Genomic DNA, 16,181 nt, shown 5'->3' on the forward strand with positions numbered 1-16,181 from the left:
GGCCGGCCCGGGATCTGAAGAACTCGAAAGGCGCAAAGTCACTGGTCGCGGCTGTGGGCCACCCTCCCGGGCTCGTCGGCCACCCCGGCGGTCGAGGCCTCTTCCGGCGTGGCAGAGTGTGCGTGTGCCGACCACTGATGCTGCCCGTACCCCCGACACCGCCGATGTCTCCCGTGCCGTGAACAGGACCGATGCGGCCCACGAAGAGCCCGGCCACCTCATCGATCTGCGCAGTGACACCGTCACCCGGCCCGGCGAGGCGATGCGCCGGGCGATGGCCGAGGCCGAGGTGGGCGATGACGTCTTCGGTGACGATCCCACCGTCAACGCGCTGCAGGAGCGGATCGCCGGGCTGCTCGGATTCGAGTCCGCGCTGTTCGTCTCCTCGGGGACGCAGAGCAATCTGTGCGCCCTGCTGACCCACTGCGGCCGCGGGGACGAGTACATCGCCGGCCAGATGGCCCACATGTACCGGTGGGAGGGCGGTGGCGCCGCCGTGCTCGGGGGCATCCAGCCCCAGCCGCTGGCGCATCGGGCGGACGGGACGCTGGACCCGCTGGACATCGCGGCGGCCGTGAAGCCGGACGACCCGCACTTCGCCCGCACGCGGCTGCTCTGCCTGGAGAACACCATCGGTGGCCGGGCCGTGTCGTTGGACTACATCAAGACCGCCACACAGGTCGCCCACGACCACGGACTCGCCACGCACCTCGACGGGGCGCGGCTGTTCAACGCCGCGGTGGCCGCCGGGGGCGATCCGTACGAGCAGGCACGGCTGATCGGCGGCCACTTCGACAGCGTCTCGGTCTGCTTCAGCAAGGGCCTGGGCGCGCCGGTCGGCTCGGCGCTCGTGGGATCACGGGAGTTCGTGGCCGGCGCACGGCGCTGGCGCAAGGTTCTGGGCGGCGGAATGCGGCAGGCCGGCGTACTGGCGGCCGCGGCACGGTACGCGCTCGACCATCAGGTGACGCGCCTCGCGGACGACCACGCGCACGCGGCGCTGTTCACCGAGGGCATTGCGGACGTGGAGGGCCTGACCGTCGAGCCCAGCGGGACCAACATGGTCTTCGCGAAGTCCGCTCCCGGCGTCGAGACCGACGAGGTGAGCGACCGGCTGGCGCGTCGTGGCCTGCTGTGTGGGGGGTACCCGGGCCAGTTGCGCTTCGTGTTCCACCTGGATGTGACCCGCGCCGACACGGAACGCGCGGTGCGGATCGTGCGCGAGACCATGTCCGAGACAGCAAGTCACTGAGCCCACAGGGCCGTTGGCTCCGCCAGGCGGCATGCCGCGCGACCCCATGGTCGTTTCCCCGTGCCGGATGACCGCCACGAACGCCGTCCCTGATCTCGCCGCACGAGATCACGGACGGCGTTTTCACGTCCTGGGACGATCCGGACTGGATACCGTCGGTGTCGGATCGCTCACAACCGGCGCACCGGAAATTCCTCGAAGAAGAAGTCGGGACGGTGTCGGATCGGGGCGGAGGCGTTCGTAGCAGTGGTGAGCGGTCGCCCGCGAGGGGCGTCCCCGAAGCACAGGAGAAGATCCGCGATGCAGTACCTGCTTTCCGTGATCTATGACCAGGCGGACCTCGCCACCCAGGACGAGATGGCCGCGATCGACGTGTTCAACGACCGGCTCGTGGCCGAGGGGCACTGGGTCTTCGCCGGTGGCCTCGGAGCGCCCGACGCGGCCACGGTGATCGACAACCGTCGAGGGGAGGCGCTGTTCGTCGACGGGCCCTTCGTGGAGTCGAAGGAGTTCCTCGCCGGCTTCTGGATCATCGAGGCTCCCGACCTCGACGTGGCGCTCAAACTCGCGACCGAGGGATCGAAGGCCTGCAATCGCAAGGTCGAGGTGCGCCCGTTCCTGTGAGCGTGATCGACGTCCGAGAGGCGATCACCCGCGCCCACCACGAGGAGTGGGCGCGGGTGGTCGCCACCCTGGCCAGACGATTCGGTGACCTCGACATCGCCGAGGAGGCGGCGGCCGACGCGTTCGCGACCGCCGTCGAACGGTGGCCGGCCGACGGCGTACCGCCCAACCCGGGCGCCTGGCTGACGGTGACCGCCAACCGGAGGGCCATCGACCGGATCCGGCGCGAGAACAAACGCGACGACAAGCAGAAGGAGGCTCAGATGTCGTACGACGACCCGCCCGAGCCTCACGGGCCCATCGACGACGACCGGCTCCGGCTGATCTTCACCTGTTGCCATCCGGCGCTCGCGATGGAGGCCCGTGTGGCGCTGACGCTGCGCATGGTCGGCGGCCTGACCATGACCGAGATCGCCCGTGCCTTCCTGGTGCAGGAGAGTGCCATGGGGCAGCGGATCACCCGCGCCAAGGCCAAGATCAAGAAGGCTCGCATCCCCTACCGGGTACCGTCCGCGGAGGATCTGCCGGGACGCGTCTCGGGCGTGCTCGCCGTCCTCTACCTCGTCTTCAACGAGGGCTACCTGGCGACGGGCCCCGACACCGATCCCGTACGCCACGACCTGACCACCGAGGCGATCCGGCTCACTCGTCTCATCCGTGCCCTCATGCCGCAGGACGGTGAGGTGGCCGGGTTGCTGGCGCTGATGCTTCTCACCGAGGCCCGCCGTACCGCCCGGGTGTCGGCGAGCGGCGAACTGGTCGCCCTCGTCGAGCAGGACCGTGGGGCGTGGGACGCGGCGCTGATCGCCGAGGGCCATCGGCTCGTACGCGAGCGCCTGGCCAGCGGTGTGGCTCCGGGGTGCTACCAGATCCTCGCGGCGGTCAACGCCGTCCACACCTCCGCCCGGGACGCACGCGACACCGACTGGTCGCAGGTCCTCGCCCTCTACGACCAGCTCGTCCGCCTCGACCCCTCGCCGATCGTCGCCCTCAACCGAGCCATCGCGGTCGCCGAGCTCGACGGCCCGCACGTGGCACTGGCGCTCGTCGACGGTCTGGCTGACGAGTTGGCCGGCTATCACGCCTACCACGCGACCCGCGCCGACCTTCTGCGTCGGCTGGGCCGCGGTCGGCAGGCGCGCGAGGCCTACGACAAAGCCGTCGAACTGGCGGGCAACACCGCCGAGATCGCCTACCTCACCCGCCGCCGTGACCAACTGGGGTAGACCCGCAGGAGCTTTCTTCAGTCCACCGGCCATGTGTGGACCGGCGCGTTGAGGTGCATGTAGTCGATGTACTGCCGGGTCATGCGCCGCAGGGCCTCGTGACGGCCGCAGTGCTCCGACGCTTCGAAGCGGTGGAGCATCTCCTTCTGCCAGACCGCGCCGTTGCGCGCGGTGACGCAGCGCTGCTCGATGATGCCGAGCAGCGGTTCCCGCCAGGCCGCGTCCATGCCCGAGCGCTCCAGGCCCTCGTGCGCGAGCGGCAGCAGCCGGCGCAGGACGAGTTCGGGCACCGGCACCTCGCCCGTTCCGGGCCAGTACAGGAGGGCGTCGATGCCGTGCCGTGCCGCGGCGTGCAGGTTGTCCTCGGCGGCCGAGAAGGACATCCGTGACCACACCGGCCGGTCCTCGTCCACCAGGGCGCGGGTGAGGCCGTAGTAGAAGGCCCCGTTGGCGAGCGTGTCGGCGACCGTCGGGCCCGCGGGCAGCACGCGGTTCTCCACACGCAGGTGCGGTCTGCCCTGGGCGACGGCGTAGACGGGACGGTTCCAACGGTAGATCGTGCCGTTGTGCAGGGTGAGTTCGGACAGGTCCGGTGTGTCGCCGCGGTCCAGCGTCTGCGTGGGGTCCTGGTCCTCGCACAGCGGCAGCAGGGCCGGGAAGTAGCGGACGTTCTCCTCGAAGAGATCGAAGACGCTGTTGATCCACCGCTCCCCGAACCAGACCCGGGGCCGCACTCCCTGCGCCTTGATCTCCTGCGGGCGCGTGTCCGTCGCCTGCTCGAAGAGCGGGATGCGGGTCTCGTGCGCCAGCTCCTTGCCGAACAGGAAGGGAGAGTTGGCCGCCAGGGCGACCTGGACTCCGGCGATCGCCTGCGCGGCGTTCCAGTAGTCGGCGAACTCCTCCGGTGACACCTGGAGATGGAACTGCGTGCTGGTGCACGCGGCCTCGGGCGTGATGGTGTCCGCGTAGGTCCGCAGCCGGTCGACCCCGTCCACCTCGATGAGCAGATCCTCACCGCGCGCCGCGAAGACCTGCTCGTTGATCAGGCGGTAGCGGGCGTTCTCCGACAGGGCATCCGGGCCGATGTCCGCCTCCTGCAGGGTGGGCAGGATGCCGATCATGATCAGATGGACGCCGATCGTCCTGGCGCGTTCGTCCGCGTGGTTCAGCGCGGCGCGGATCTCTTCCTCCCAGTCGTCGGGGCCGCCCGCGACGAGCCGCCGGGGCGGAATGTTGATCTCCAGGTTGAACCGGCCCAGCTCGGTGTCCCAGGCGGGATCCGCGATGGCGTCGAGTACGTCTTCGTTCCGCATCGTGGGCTCGGCCTCGGTATCGGTCAGGTTCAGCTCGATCTCCAGGCCCACCTGAGGGCGCTCCGCGTCGAACCGTGACTCGCGCAGCATCTGCGCGAACGCGTCGAGACATTCCTGCATCTTGATCCGGTACCGGCGACGGTCCTCGCGGGTGAAGACCAGCGCCGGAACGTCGCGTCCCATCGGCCCTCCCGGGTGGCCCCACGAATACCTCTTCCCTCCAGCGTCGCACCACTGGGCGGGTCTGACCATGCGGGACGGGTCCCCGCGCGGTAGCCGGGACCGTCCACGGCGTCAGGTCACCGCCACCCCTCCCATCGCGCGGGACGCCCGCGGACGGTGCACAACGCCCTGACCGTCGGGTAGCCGGACCCGATTCCGGTGGGTCGGTCCACCCCGATGGCGACCGAGGCGTGACCGTCCGGATGCCGCCTTCGCGCAGGTGCCGGCCGCTCGGTGCGGAACACGACCACGTGGGTGCCGTATCGCTGGAGCCCGGTGGGGCAGGCCCCCCCGGCCCTCGTTCACTACGGGCAGTCGTAGCGGTGTGTGAACGGACGCCCCGGGCAGGTGTGGCACTCGAAGAGGTACACACCACCCAGATCACCCAGTACCAGGCCCGGTCCTTCGAAGGGCGTACGGCCGTCCTCGACCGGGGTCCAGGCATGCCGGCCCCCGGATTCGGCTTCGGTGCTCGCCACGGTCAGCAGGTGCTCCATGCGATTCCCGCAGCCGGCGCATTCCGGCCACTCCGGCTCCTGGCACCAGCCGGGATATCCGGCCAGCTTCGTGCCGGGCGCGGTGGAGAGGTGGCTCTGATAGTCCCAGCCGGTCTCCTCCTCCAGGTCCATGAATCGGAACTCCAACTGGTCCCACAGGTCGTCCTGCAGGTCCCCGCAGGGGTACTCCTCCACGAGCTCCGGATGTACCACGCAAGGACGGGGGACGTAGTTCTCCCACGTCCGAGCCGGGCTGGGCGCTGCCTTCAGCAAGGTCCGGACCGCTGCGGCCTCTCGCCATCGGACGTGCGGAACGGCCCAGCGGTAGCCGCTGTGCTTTCGCGGGCACCAAAGGACTTGCAGCAGATCGCAACCGTCGGGAAACGGGAGGATGGCAGGAACATCGGCTCGGTAGATCTGTACGACCGGCACCATCGGCGCCCCCTCGTGTTCGGGACAGCGCGGCCACGGCTCCTGAGCCGGCCACATCAGAGGACCGCCCATCGAGCTGTCCCGGTGGGTCGGTTCACCCGCGCGCGGGTGAAGCCGCACGGACTCCCTCCGCAGGGGTACCAACTCGGGGAAGTGTTTCGCGACGTCCACCGGGCGCGGCGGTGTATGGCGGGTCACGCCGTCAGACTACGCATGGCCGCATGGCCGCATGGCCGCACGGCCGCCCGGATGCCGAGGGCGAACGACGACGCGACTCGGCGAGCGCCGTTGGATCCGGCGGCCGAACGCCCGCTCACGACGGCGGTTCTGTCCCGGCCTGTTCGCTCACCATGTACCGCGCGTACCAGTCCGGCCAGTTCGGGTCCTCCGCGCCGATGCGTGCCTCGTGCTCACCGTGGGCTGCCGCCGCCCGCCGCAAGGCGCTCGCCAGGTCCTCGGCCGAGGCGAACGAGGTGGTCGCGGGGTCCAGCCGTCCCGGAAGCCGGGTGGTGATCTCCTGCAGGATCCAGCCGTTGCCGTCCGGGTCGCTGAACGACACGAAGGAGCCGTAGCTGCTGCGTTGAGGATCGGGGCCGGGCACCCGGGCATCGGTGCCGGCGTGGTGGAAGACGCCGCCCGCGTCGTGGAACACGTCGCTCGGGTCGGCGCCGCCTCGTCTCAGCTCGTCGCGGGCGGCCTCGATGTCGTCGACGACCAGGTGCAGTCCGCGAGCTGAGCCCGGGGTCTGTTCGGTGACCGAACTACCGAAGATGACCGAGGCCGGGGAACCCGGAGGGGTCATCTGCACCACCCGGAAGTCCCCGTCGGTGGCTACGTCCGCGTCGAGTCTCCAGCTCAGCCCGGTGTAGAAGTCCTTGGCCCGGTCGACGTCGGACACCGGTACCACGACGACCTCGAGTTTCATCTCCATGGCTTGTTCCTCTTGTCTCGGACCGGACGGGACACCGGCGGCGACCTGATCCGCGCGTGGCCTCGGGAACGCTCGACGGCCCACCGCGCCTTGGGCCTGGGGTAGCGAACGGTCAGTGCGCGACGAGCTGCTGGCCGCCGTCGATGTCGTATGTGGCGCCGGTGAGAGCGCCGTTGGCCATGATGTGCAGCGCGAGGGCGGCGACATCCCCAGGTCCGACCACCCGGCCGATGGGCAGCGTCCTCCTCAACTCCTCGCGCCGTGAGTCGAGTTGGTCACCGAGGAGGGAGGCCGACAGAGGTGTGTCCACGAACCCGGCCGCGATGAGGTTGACCCGGACGGGGGCGACCTCCAGCGCCAGGTTGGCGGTCAGAGCCGGCAGTGCCGCGGTGAGAGCGCCCGTCACGGCCATCCCGAGCGCGGGCCTCCGGCCGCCGGTGCCTCCGATGAACAGCAGGGTGCCCCCCGCTCTGACCTTCTCCCGGCTCGCCCGCGCCACGGCCAGCATCATCGCGATGCGCCCTCCGAAGTCGTACCCGGCCCTGGCCAGGTCGAGTTCGGCCATGGGGGTGTACGACGGGCTGCCCGCCGTGACCAGCACATGGTCGACCGGCCGAGGCAGTTCCGCGATGAAGCGCTCCAGGCGTTCGACGTCCCGGGCGTCGAACGCGGCCGTGCTCAGCGGGTTCAGTTCGTCGGCGGCCCGCTGGAGGCGTCCGGGGTCGCGCGCCACGAGAAGCAGCTCGCCGCCGGCCGCACGCACCTGCCGCGCGGTCTCCAGACCGATGCCGGCGCTGCCTCCCACCACCACGACCGTCTGCCCGGCGAAACCTCCGCGTGCTCCACCGGCTTCTCCATCGGTCCCACTCACAGGGGGTCACCACCCTAAGAACACGGTTTCCGTACGTTCCCCGCGAGCGACGTTCCCCGCGAGCGACGTTCCCCGCTCGCGCCTACGCACGCCGGCGTCCGTCCCTGCCGAAGGACGTGGTGGATGGCACCAGCCTGTTCGACCACCTGCGCACCGCGCTCGCCACAACCCTGGGCTGGGGTTTTCGCGCCGGCCGCGGCACGCCCCAAGCCGTCCGGCACACACCGCCGATTCGGCTCTCAGTCTGTCACCCGTGCGACCGGACGGCATCCGCGCCGCGGGTCGAGCGGCGGCCCCCGTACGACGGGACACCCGTCGTACGACATCGCGGCAGCGGGAGGCGGGCCGCGACGGGCGGACGCCGCCGAGGCCCACCGCATGCAGTGCGCGTTCGCGTTCATGGAGGTATCCGGGCGCCGTCCTGCCGTCCTGCCGTCGTTCACGGGCTTCGAACAGTCCGTAGCACCCTCGGGGTCCGCGGCCGCGGGTTCTTCTCGCGGCCGCGAGACCCCCGGCGTCAGGGCTGCATCTCGTAGGCGCCGGACAGCGCCTCGACCTGGGACCAGACACGGGCCAGACGCTCCGGGTCGGCGACCGGGCGGCGGATGTGGGCCAGTGCCCACGCGGCCTGGGCCTCGGTGGCGGCGGCCTTGCCGTGCAGATCGGTCGCGTAGCCGGAGAAGTCGCGCACCAGGACGGCGAAGATCTCGTCCAGCAGGTCCTCGTCCAGGCCGGTCAACTCGGCCTGCTCCAGCACCAGCTGGCCGTAGACCACCAGGGCGAAGAGGTGACCGAGGGCGAGGGAGAAGTCGAGATCGCGCAACTGGGCCTTGTCCGGGGCGTGCTGGGAGAGCAGTTCGCACAGCCCGTCGGCCTGCTCGCGGAAGCGGGCGACGTTGGGCAGCTCGGCGAACCGGTCGTAGGCGACGCGCCAGTCCTGGAAGCGGATGGCACCCAGGCCGCGAGCCGGGCCCTGCCCGAACAGGAACGTGTCGTCGGCCGCGTCGAGGCGGGTGGGCACGGGCTCGTAATCGGCGGGCTGGAACAGGTAGTTGCCCATGAACTTCTGGATGAGGGCGAGGTTGACGTGGACCGTGCCTTCCAGCTTGGGCAGTCCGCGAATGTCCCGGCACGCCTTGTCGAAGTAGGTGTCCTTCTCGAAGCCCTTGGCCGCGATGACGTCCCACAGCAGGTCGATGACCTTTTCGCTCTCGGTGGTGACCTTCATCTTGGTCATCGGGTTGAAGAGCAGGTAGCGGCGGTCGTCGGGACCGGCGGAGCGGAAGTAGTCGACTGCCCGGTCGCTGAAGAGCTTCATCGCGGCCAGCCGGACGTAGGCGTCGGTGAACTCGCGGCGCACGTGGGGGAAGTCGGTGACCGGGTTGCCGTACAGGATGCGGTTGTGGGCGTGGGTGACCGCCTCGTACATGGCGTGCTCGCAGATGCCGACACCCGCCGTGCACAGGTTGAACTTGCCGATGTTGACGGTGTTGAGGGCGGCGTCGAAGGCGGCCTGGCCGGTGTGCATCACGTCCGCGGCGCGCACCGGGTAGTCCTCCAGGCTGAACTCGCTGACGAACATCTGCGAGTTCACGACGTTCTGTGCCAGGTGGTAGTCCGGGTGCCGGCTGTCGGCCGCGAAGAAGACGTAGCCCTCAGGACCCTCGACGTCGGAGCGGCGGCCGAAGACGGAGACCAGTCCGGCGACGTTGCCGTTGCCGATGTAGTACTTGGAACCGTTGGCGCGGAAGCCGCCCTCGCCGTCGGGGGTGAGGACCATGTCCGTCTGGTAGATGTCGGCGCCGTGGCTCTTCTCGGACAGGGCGAAGGCCATCACATGCCCCTCGGAGAGCAACTGCGCCGCGCGGCCGCGCGTCTCGGGGTTCGCGCTCTGCCACACCGGGCCGAGGCCGAGGATGGTGACCTGCCAGGTGTACCAGTAGTTGAGGCCGTAGAAGCCGAAGATCTCGTTCAGTGCCGCGTTGCGGGCGGTGTCCCAGCGCTTGTTCCCGTCGCCGGCGGCATCGGCGGACGGGGTCAGGAAGGTGGCGAACAGGCCCTCCTTGGCAGCGAATTCCAGAAAGTCCGCGTACCAGGCGCGGTCGATGTAGTCGCGCAGCAGTGCCTTCTTGCCGCGCGCCTCGAACCAGTCGACGGTGGCCCTCAGGAGGCGGCGGGTCTCCGGGTCGAAGTGCGCCGGGTCGTAGGTGCGCGGGTTGAAGAGCAAGCTGTCCGACATGGCAGTTCCTTCTCGAATCGGGGGGTGCGGCATGTGCCGGTGATCCGGCGCAGGGGGACATGGCCGAGCCACGCACGCTCCATCAGCTCGTACGCGATGCCGCCGCGCGGCACCGTGCGCGGGAGCGGCCGGCCCAGATGAAGCGTCTCGGGAGCGGGGAAGGCTCGACGATCAACCGGCTGACGCGGCGGCGGGCCGTGGGAACTCGATACGACCCGCAGGGTGCGGGGTTGCCGCTCGTGTCGAAGACCTCGGAGCTGTGGGCCAGGTTCACCCACACCATGATGCCCTGATCGTGAGCACGACATCGAACTGCCACCCCTCCACCCGCCACCTGCATCGTTGTCTCGTGTTCGCCATCACCGCCTTCGGCCTGTGCGCGGTGGGCGGAGTCCTGCTCGGCGACGCCCTGACCCTGCGTCCCCAGGAAGCGGTACGCACCGCGAGCCTCGCCCCGCGCCTGATCCGAGACCAGGTGCCGCCCCGTATGGCCCCTTGCTTCTGCTGCAGGCGGCCGCCCTCGTCGGCCTGCTGCTGATGGGGGCGGTCACGGCCTCCTCCGACTTCGAGCCGGAAGCGGCTGTCGGCCTACCGGCCCCGCGGCCGGATCGGAGGTTGGCGCGGCCGTCGGGAAGGTGCTGGGGCTTCGAGGTGCGGCTCACGACTCCGCTGTGCGCATGTGCCGCCATTCACCACGGGCGACTTGCACTGTAACGTCCTTGCCCTCGGCGGCAGTTGATGTCGTATGCGCTACGAGAACCACCCGGCCGGGGCAGCGACACGCGACCTCGTCAGTGGTCCGGCCACCATCACGAGGACTATGTGGTCTTCAGAGGCTCCTTGAAATTCTTGCGGAACACCGGCCCGGCCAAGGGGAGAATGGTGGCCAGCACCTTGCCCTTGAGGGTGGTGGGGTGCTCCCGGTCCAGTTGGATGTCGACGCGGGTGCCTTTGTCCTCGGGGGTCATCTCGAACAGCCAGCCCCCGCCTGGCCCGAACACCTTCGAGTCGAGCGTGGTGACGGTGACCTTGTTACCCGACGGATCCCATTCGTAGCGGGCCCGCTCCCACCCGCTTTCCGTTCCCTCGGTCACCTCGGCCCAGGTGTCTCCCCGTTCGTGGACCTTGAAGTGCTCCGCGTCGATCGTGGGCCATTCCTGCGCCCGCGCCGGGCTGAAGTCGGTCAGGACCCCCATCACCTCCGACGGGCTCAATGAGGAGTCCACGTGAAATCGCAGGACTGACATGACCTGCTCCCTCTGTCGAGACGGACGGTTCATGCGGCCGCGGCCGCATGACTGACCACGCTGCGTCGCCCTGCCGTCCTTGGGGACCCGTTGCGGGGAACCCGTTGCCACCCCAATTCCGCGAGCGAAGCAGTCCACCCCACTCGTAAGCATGCGCCTCTCTTCGTGGCCGCGCAGGCCGGCGGACATCGTCGCTCATCGCTGCCGGGTGCGCATCCCCTGGGCGACCTGGACGCGGGCGTCACCGGGCGCAACGGTCGCCTACGCGAATCGCTCGGCCGGGGAACCCCAGCCGAGCGATTGCAGAGACAGCTCACGGCCTGATCCACCTGATCCATACGACCCTGTGCGGCGACGTCCTCTGGAAAGCGCCACCAGGGGCCGGCCCGATCACCGCGTACGGGGCGACCGTTTGCGGCTGACCACGATGAGTCCCACTCCGGTGACGACCATCCCGCCGGCGGCCGCGGCGCCGACGAGACCGAGCGTGGTGAGTCCTGTGTCGGCGAGGGCAGGGCTGGGGGCATGCGCGCCGGCGGCGTCGCGAATGAGATCGGTGATGGCGTCGGGGTGGGAGATCATCACGCTGTGGGAGGCGTTGATCTCGACGGTGTGGGAGCCGGCGCGCTTGGCTTCGAAGCGCTCCAGGTCGGGCGCGATGGCCTTGTCGTTGGTGGCGACGGCGGCCCAGGAGGGGATGGTCCGCCACGCGGCGGAAGTCGCCTTGTCGGTGAAGGCCGTGGCTGCGATGGGACGTTGGGCCGCGGCCGCCACCGATGTGGCCGTCTGCGGCAGGTCCGCGGCGGCGACGGCGCGGAACTTGTCCGGGGAGACGTAGAGATCCGTTCCCGTGGAGCCGTCCGCGTTCGTGAACGGTACTTGTACCAAGGCGGGGTTGAGCTCGCTGCCCGGGAATTTGGCGGCGAGTTGGCCGAGGGTCTCGCCCTTGTCGGGCATGAAGGCGGCCACATACACGAGCGACTTGACCTGGGGGTTGCCGGCCGCCGCCTCGGTGATCACCGCGCCGGCGTACGAATGGCCGACCAGGACGATGGGGCCCTTGACGCTCCGTAGGACACTGGCGATGTAGGCAGAGTCGGTAGGCAGACCACGCAGCGGATTGGCGGGAGCGATGACACGGTAGCCCTCGCTCTGGAGGCGTCCCACGACTCCGTTCCAACTGGACGCGTCGACGTACGCTCCGTGCACCAGCACGATGGTCGGTTTGCCGCCGGCGTTGCCGGTGCCGCTGCCGGGGGACGTGGACCCTCCGTCGGCGACGGCCGGCACCGACGCCGACAAAGCCGCCGCGGTCACCAGCGTGGCAACGGCTGCGGCCGCCTTTATTCGGCGCAGGTGAGGCGGCGGCAAGGGGGACGACGTCATGGTTGCTCTCCTTCGGAAGGCGGACGGGATGCTCGTCAGCCTGTCCGCCGTGCGCCGAGCGCGCATGCGCGGCGAAGCACATGAGCGAATCGCCTCGCCCAATCAGGTCGCCTCGAAGGATTTGCGGTTCAGTGCGAGGAGAGCCACTGTGGTCCGGTGTCTGGGTCCAGGCGCCTTTGACCGACCTCCTAGGTGCCACCGCGATCACGCGATGCCGAGGCGAGCGTCAGACGGCAGGGACGAGCCGCCGCATCGGTCCTCATCCGTCTCGACATGCGTGATCGGGTCTGTTTCGACATGCGTGATCGGGCCGATGTTGGTGTGCTGGTTGCGAGGGGTCGGCGCGAGCGCGTCCGAGCCGGCGGTGGTGGGCAGGACGGTTCTGGCCCCACCGTGGACCTTTCCGCCAGGGCGAGCTGGTCATGCTCGGCGCGGACGCCGGGCCGCTGGCCGGCAGCCCCGCTCAGCCGATCACGCGCTGTGTGGTGAACCGAGGCCGTTCACCACGCTGTGTGGTGAACCGGGGCCGTTCACCACCTCCCGCTTCACTGGTTTCGGCACACGCGGGAACGTCTCGGACGAGGGAGACACAATGTCGGTGTCCATTGATGTGTTCAACAGTGGCTACAAGCCCATTCCGAATCCACCCGGGTGGACTTCACCCCGCCAGGCCACATGGCCGGCCACCACGGCGACCCTCATCTCCGGCACCACGGACGCCTTGCTCGTCGACGCCCTGATCACCACGTCCGAGGGTGAACGACTGGCCGCCTGGGTACAGGCCTCGGGCAAGGACCTCTCGACGGTCTACATCACTCACGGGCACCCCGACCACTTCTTCGGCGCCGGGCCCACACTGGCGGCGTTTCCGCAGGCGCAGTTGGTGGCCCTTCCCGAAGTGGTGAGCGACGCGCAGCGGTCAGCCCGATCGCTGGAGAGCTGGAGAGCGTGGCTCGGGGGGCAGTTCGACGAGAAGGCGGCCATTCCCACCGTCCTCACCTCCGACGAACTGGAGATCGACGGCCATGCTGTGCGCCCGCTTGCCCTCGGACGGAGCGACGGCGTCCTCAACACCGTGGTCCACGTTCCGGACCTGGCCACGGTCGTCTCCGGCGACGTCGCCTACAACAACATCCACATGTGGCTGTGGCGCTCCACACCGGAAACCCGAACCGAGTGGCTCGCCACGCTCGACGCTCTCGCGGCTCTTCGACCGGAGACGATCATCGCCGGTCACAGGGACCCGGACGCACCGGACGACGACGCGCAACGCGTTCTCGACCAGAGTCGGCACTACATCGAGGACTTCGACAAGGCGGTAGCCCACAGTAGCTCCGTCGCCGACCTCGTCGGCCGGATGATGGAACGGTATGCGGCGTACGGGAACCCCTACACACTGCTGGCCGCTGCCGCCAGCCAGTTCGACCGTTCCTGAGCTGATTCGTCCCTGCCAGGAATCCGGGCGGCACGGGACGGCGACGGAGTGAGCGAACGGCGAGGGAGTGACGCGACGGCGAGGGAGTGACGGGACGGCGAGGGAATGGCCGGACGGCGAAGGAGTGGCCGTGATGGCCGGGTGGCCCGAACGTTGTTCGGAGCGTGTGACGCGGCACACGTGTCCCACTGCGGCGTCCCGCGTACCAGCCACTTCACCCGGTTCACGTGTGGTGACTGAGCGTCAGATCGCCCAATTCCCCATTTAGTACCCGGAGTTACAGTCGTGGGATCGGCCGGACTTGCTAGGGTGTTACTCGTTGGTAGCAATCCGTAGGGGGCCACGGGGAGCCGGCGCGAGCATCGCCGCCGCTTCCCGGGCGGATTGGTCGAGAAGGACGTTCTGGCAAGGGGGCCAGGCGGACACGGCATCTGCGCGTACCTATGACGCGGCCTCTGAACTTCCGTCTTCTCGCTCACTTATCCGAACAGGTGAGACTCCTCTTATGGCTCGTTCCCTGGTCGATCTACTGACCGCGCACGCCTCCCGACAGCCCGACCGGACCGCCTACCGGTACCTCGTCACGGGTGACTGCGACGGAGAGATCCAGGACATCTCCTACGGTCGGCTCGCCGAGCGGTCCCGGGCCGTCGCCGCCTGGCTGCAGGAGCGCGGCCTGGCCGGTTCCCGCGCCATGCTGCTGTATCCGCCCGGCATCGAGTTCATCTGCGGCTACCTCGGCTGTCTTTCGGCCGGGGTCGTCGCCGTGCCGGGCCTGCCACCGCAGGGGCGGTCGCAGAACCACCGGGCCCTGCTCCGGATGAAGCGCCTGATCGCCGACGCAGATGCCAAGGTGATCCTGGGCGGTCGCGAGGTGATCGCGACCCTCGCCACCATGGCGGAGCACCTGCCCGAACTGGCCGAGATCACCTGCGTCGCCACCGAGGACATCCCCGACGAAGCGGCCGGATCCTGGCGCGAACCCGACATCACCGCAGACTCGATCGCCTTCCTCCAGTACACCTCCGGGTCCACCTCCGCCCCGCGCGGGGTGATGGTGACCCACGGGAATCTGCTGGACAACGAGCGGGTCATCACGGAGCGGATGGGCCACACTCCCGACGTGATCGAGGAGTACGGCCATGAACTCTTCGTCAGCTGGCTGCCCGTGTACCACGACATGGGCCTCATCGGCCCGGTCCTGAACGCGACCTACCTCGGCGTGACCGCCACTCTCTTCTCCCCGCTGCACTTCCTGCAGCGGCCCGAGCGCTGGCTGACCGCCATCAGCCGGTACCGCCCGCACACCAGCGGCGGCCCCAACTTCGCCTACGAGCTGTGCCTGAAGAACGCCACACCGGACGTTCTCGACGGCCTCGACCTGAGCCGGTGGAAGGTCGCCTTCAACGGCGCCGAACCGGTGCGGGCGGCGACCCTGCGCCGGTTCACCGAGACTTTCGGCGCGGCCGGCTTCCGCCGTGAGGCCCTGTATCCGTGCTACGGCCTGGCCGAGGCCACGCTGATCGTCACCGGCAGCTCGGTGCAGGCCCCGCCCACCCTGGTCGCGGCCGCTGCCCCTGCGATCGCCACCGACGGCACCACTGACGGCGCCGGGGGCGGGCCGCACGCGGGCGCGGCGGAGGCCAGGTCGGCGGACGCGGCGGCGGTAGGCTCCGGCCGGCCCGGCCCCGGTATCACCGTGGTGATCGCCGACCCCGAGCGGCAGGAGGAACTGCTTGAGGGCGAGGTCGGCGAGATCTGGGTGACCGGCGCGAGTGTCGCCAAGGGGTACTGGCGCAACGCGCTGGCCACCCGGGAGACCTTCCGGGCCACCCTCAAGGGCCGCGAGGGCCGTTTCCTGCGTACCGGCGATCTCGGATTCCTGCGGGACGGCGAACTCTTCGTCACCGGTCGGCTAAAGGACCTGATGGTCATCGACGGACGCAACCACTACCCGCAGGACCTGGAACTGTCCGCCGAGATGTCCCACTGGGCGCTGCGGCCGGGCTGCACCGCCGCCTTCTCCGTGGACGGGGGAGGGGAGGGCGAGCAGCCCGTCGTCGTCGCCGAGACGGCACCGGAGGCGGCGGGTGAGTCCGAGAAGATCATCGATCTGATCCGCGGCGCGATCGGCGAGGCGCACGGCCTGCCGGTGCGCGACGTCGTGCTCGTCCACCCCGGCACCATCCCCAAGACGTCCAGCGGGAAGATCCAGCGCCGTGCCTCCCGGGCGGCGTATCTCGACGGGACTCTCTCGCTGGTCGGCGGGCCCGCGACGAGATGACCTCCCTCTCCGGAGCCGTGCCCACGCGCCGTCGGCGGCTCAACGGCGGCCCCGGGTAGGTCTGTTACTCAGTCGGAGGTCGGAGTCGCAGGTCGTCGGTCGTCGGTCGTCGGTACGGCGGTCGTGCGTCCGTGCGAGGGGGTGTACGCGCTCGTACAGCCACCGGAATCCGCCGCACTCCACCCGAATTCGCCTTGAGTCGTTGCCCGTTGTCCGTTGCCC

The 16,181-nt window shown here is 69.5% G+C and carries 14 protein-coding genes; 7 read left to right on the forward strand and 7 right to left on the reverse strand.

Annotation, left to right across the window (positions count from 1 at the left end):
* The first annotated feature begins 124 nt into the window (after positions 1–124).
* The 3 genes from ltaE (at position 125) to ACIQRL_RS31885 (ending at position 3,102) form a co-directional block, all read left to right on the forward strand.
* Entirely contained in the window at positions 125–1,252 is a 1,128-nt protein-coding gene (gene ltaE, locus ACIQRL_RS31875; RefSeq protein ID WP_401338026.1) for a low-specificity L-threonine aldolase, read from the forward strand.
* A 300-nt stretch (positions 1,253–1,552) separates the two neighbouring features.
* Positions 1,553–1,876, forward strand: a complete 324-nt coding sequence (locus ACIQRL_RS31880) for a YciI family protein (RefSeq protein ID WP_401338028.1) — start codon at positions 1,553–1,555, stop codon at positions 1,874–1,876.
* Positions 1,873–3,102 (forward strand): RNA polymerase sigma factor, encoded by a 1,230-nt coding sequence (locus tag ACIQRL_RS31885; RefSeq protein WP_401338030.1) that lies wholly within the window; start codon positions 1,873–1,875, stop codon positions 3,100–3,102. The genes ACIQRL_RS31880 and ACIQRL_RS31885 overlap by 4 nt, the downstream gene beginning before the upstream one ends.
* Before the next feature lie 17 nt (positions 3,103–3,119).
* Here ACIQRL_RS31885 and ACIQRL_RS31890 read toward each other — a convergent pair whose 3' ends face one another.
* The 5 genes from ACIQRL_RS31890 to ACIQRL_RS31910 all read right to left on the reverse strand — a co-directional run bounded on the left by ACIQRL_RS31890 (position 3,120) and on the right by ACIQRL_RS31910 (position 9,607).
* Positions 3,120–4,598: a glutamate--cysteine ligase gene (locus ACIQRL_RS31890; protein ID WP_401338032.1), complete on the reverse strand. Its 1,479-nt coding sequence runs from the start codon at positions 4,596–4,598 to the stop codon at positions 3,120–3,122.
* A 344-nt stretch (positions 4,599–4,942) separates the two neighbouring features.
* Complete coding sequence (locus tag ACIQRL_RS31895; RefSeq protein WP_401338034.1) at positions 4,943–5,347, reverse strand: hypothetical protein; 405 nt, start codon at positions 5,345–5,347, stop codon at positions 4,943–4,945.
* Between the two features lie 532 nt (positions 5,348–5,879).
* Positions 5,880–6,497, reverse strand: coding sequence for a VOC family protein (locus ACIQRL_RS31900; RefSeq protein WP_401338036.1), 618 nt, complete (start codon positions 6,495–6,497; stop codon positions 5,880–5,882).
* Between the two features lie 112 nt (positions 6,498–6,609).
* Positions 6,610–7,368, reverse strand: a complete 759-nt coding sequence (locus tag ACIQRL_RS31905) for an SDR family oxidoreductase (RefSeq protein ID WP_401338037.1) — start codon at positions 7,366–7,368, stop codon at positions 6,610–6,612.
* 517 nt (positions 7,369–7,885) lie between these two features.
* Positions 7,886–9,607: an acyl-CoA dehydrogenase gene (locus ACIQRL_RS31910; RefSeq protein WP_401338039.1), complete on the reverse strand. Its 1,722-nt coding sequence runs from the start codon at positions 9,605–9,607 to the stop codon at positions 7,886–7,888.
* Positions 9,608–9,666: 59 nt separating this feature from the next.
* Between ACIQRL_RS31910 and ACIQRL_RS31915 the strand changes: the two genes are divergently transcribed.
* Together ACIQRL_RS31915 and ACIQRL_RS31920 are read left to right on the forward strand one after the other, a co-directional pair.
* Positions 9,667–9,900 (forward strand): hypothetical protein, encoded by a 234-nt coding sequence (locus ACIQRL_RS31915; protein ID WP_401338041.1) that lies wholly within the window; start codon positions 9,667–9,669, stop codon positions 9,898–9,900.
* Between the two features lie 2 nt (positions 9,901–9,902).
* Positions 9,903–10,145 carry a hypothetical protein gene (locus ACIQRL_RS31920; RefSeq protein WP_401338043.1) on the forward strand — a complete coding sequence of 81 codons (243 nt, stop codon included), beginning with the start codon at positions 9,903–9,905 and terminating at the stop codon, positions 10,143–10,145.
* A 280-nt stretch (positions 10,146–10,425) separates the two neighbouring features.
* Here the strand turns inward: ACIQRL_RS31920 and ACIQRL_RS31925 are convergent, their stop codons facing one another.
* Both ACIQRL_RS31925 and ACIQRL_RS31930 read right to left on the reverse strand, forming a co-directional pair.
* Positions 10,426–10,854: a hypothetical protein gene (locus ACIQRL_RS31925; protein ID WP_401338044.1), complete on the reverse strand. Its 429-nt coding sequence runs from the start codon at positions 10,852–10,854 to the stop codon at positions 10,426–10,428.
* A 390-nt stretch (positions 10,855–11,244) separates the two neighbouring features.
* Positions 11,245–12,240, reverse strand: a complete 996-nt coding sequence (locus ACIQRL_RS31930; RefSeq protein ID WP_401338046.1) for an alpha/beta fold hydrolase — start codon at positions 12,238–12,240, stop codon at positions 11,245–11,247.
* 592 nt (positions 12,241–12,832) lie between these two features.
* Between ACIQRL_RS31930 and ACIQRL_RS31935 the strand changes: the two genes are divergently transcribed.
* The gene (locus ACIQRL_RS31935; protein ID WP_401338047.1) at positions 12,833–13,675 is read left to right on the forward strand and encodes an MBL fold metallo-hydrolase; all 843 of its coding nucleotides are present in this window, start codon (positions 12,833–12,835) and stop codon (positions 13,673–13,675) included.
* A gap of 505 nt (positions 13,676–14,180) precedes the next feature.
* Positions 14,181–15,959: a fatty acyl-AMP ligase gene (locus ACIQRL_RS31940; RefSeq protein ID WP_401338049.1), complete on the forward strand. Its 1,779-nt coding sequence runs from the start codon at positions 14,181–14,183 to the stop codon at positions 15,957–15,959.
* Positions 15,960–16,181: the final 222 nt, after the last annotated feature.

This window comes from Streptomyces sp. NPDC091209 (assembly GCF_044757755.1).
Taxonomy (GTDB): Bacteria; Actinomycetota; Actinomycetes; order Streptomycetales; family Streptomycetaceae; genus Streptomyces.

Bases quoted from the DNA above. Each gene is read 5' to 3' on its own strand.
- ACIQRL_RS31880 (WP_401338028.1), top strand. From the start codon at position 1,553: ATGCAGTACCTGCTTTCCGTGATCTATGACCAGGCGGACCTCGCCACC.
- ACIQRL_RS31890 (WP_401338032.1), bottom strand. From the start codon at position 4,598: ATGGGACGCGACGTTCCGGCGCTGGTCTTCACCCGCGAGGACCGTCGC.
- ACIQRL_RS31900 (WP_401338036.1), bottom strand. From the start codon at position 6,497: ATGGAGATGAAACTCGAGGTCGTCGTGGTACCGGTGTCCGACGTCGAC.
- ACIQRL_RS31910 (WP_401338039.1), bottom strand. From the start codon at position 9,607: ATGTCGGACAGCTTGCTCTTCAACCCGCGCACCTACGACCCGGCGCAC.
- ACIQRL_RS31915 (WP_401338041.1), top strand. From the start codon at position 9,667: ATGGCCGAGCCACGCACGCTCCATCAGCTCGTACGCGATGCCGCCGCG.
- ACIQRL_RS31925 (WP_401338044.1), bottom strand. From the start codon at position 10,854: ATGTCAGTCCTGCGATTTCACGTGGACTCCTCATTGAGCCCGTCGGAG.
- ACIQRL_RS31930 (WP_401338046.1), bottom strand. From the start codon at position 12,240: ATGACGTCGTCCCCCTTGCCGCCGCCTCACCTGCGCCGAATAAAGGCG.
- ACIQRL_RS31935 (WP_401338047.1), top strand. From the start codon at position 12,833: ATGTCGGTGTCCATTGATGTGTTCAACAGTGGCTACAAGCCCATTCCG.
- ACIQRL_RS31940 (WP_401338049.1), top strand. From the start codon at position 14,181: ATGGCTCGTTCCCTGGTCGATCTACTGACCGCGCACGCCTCCCGACAG.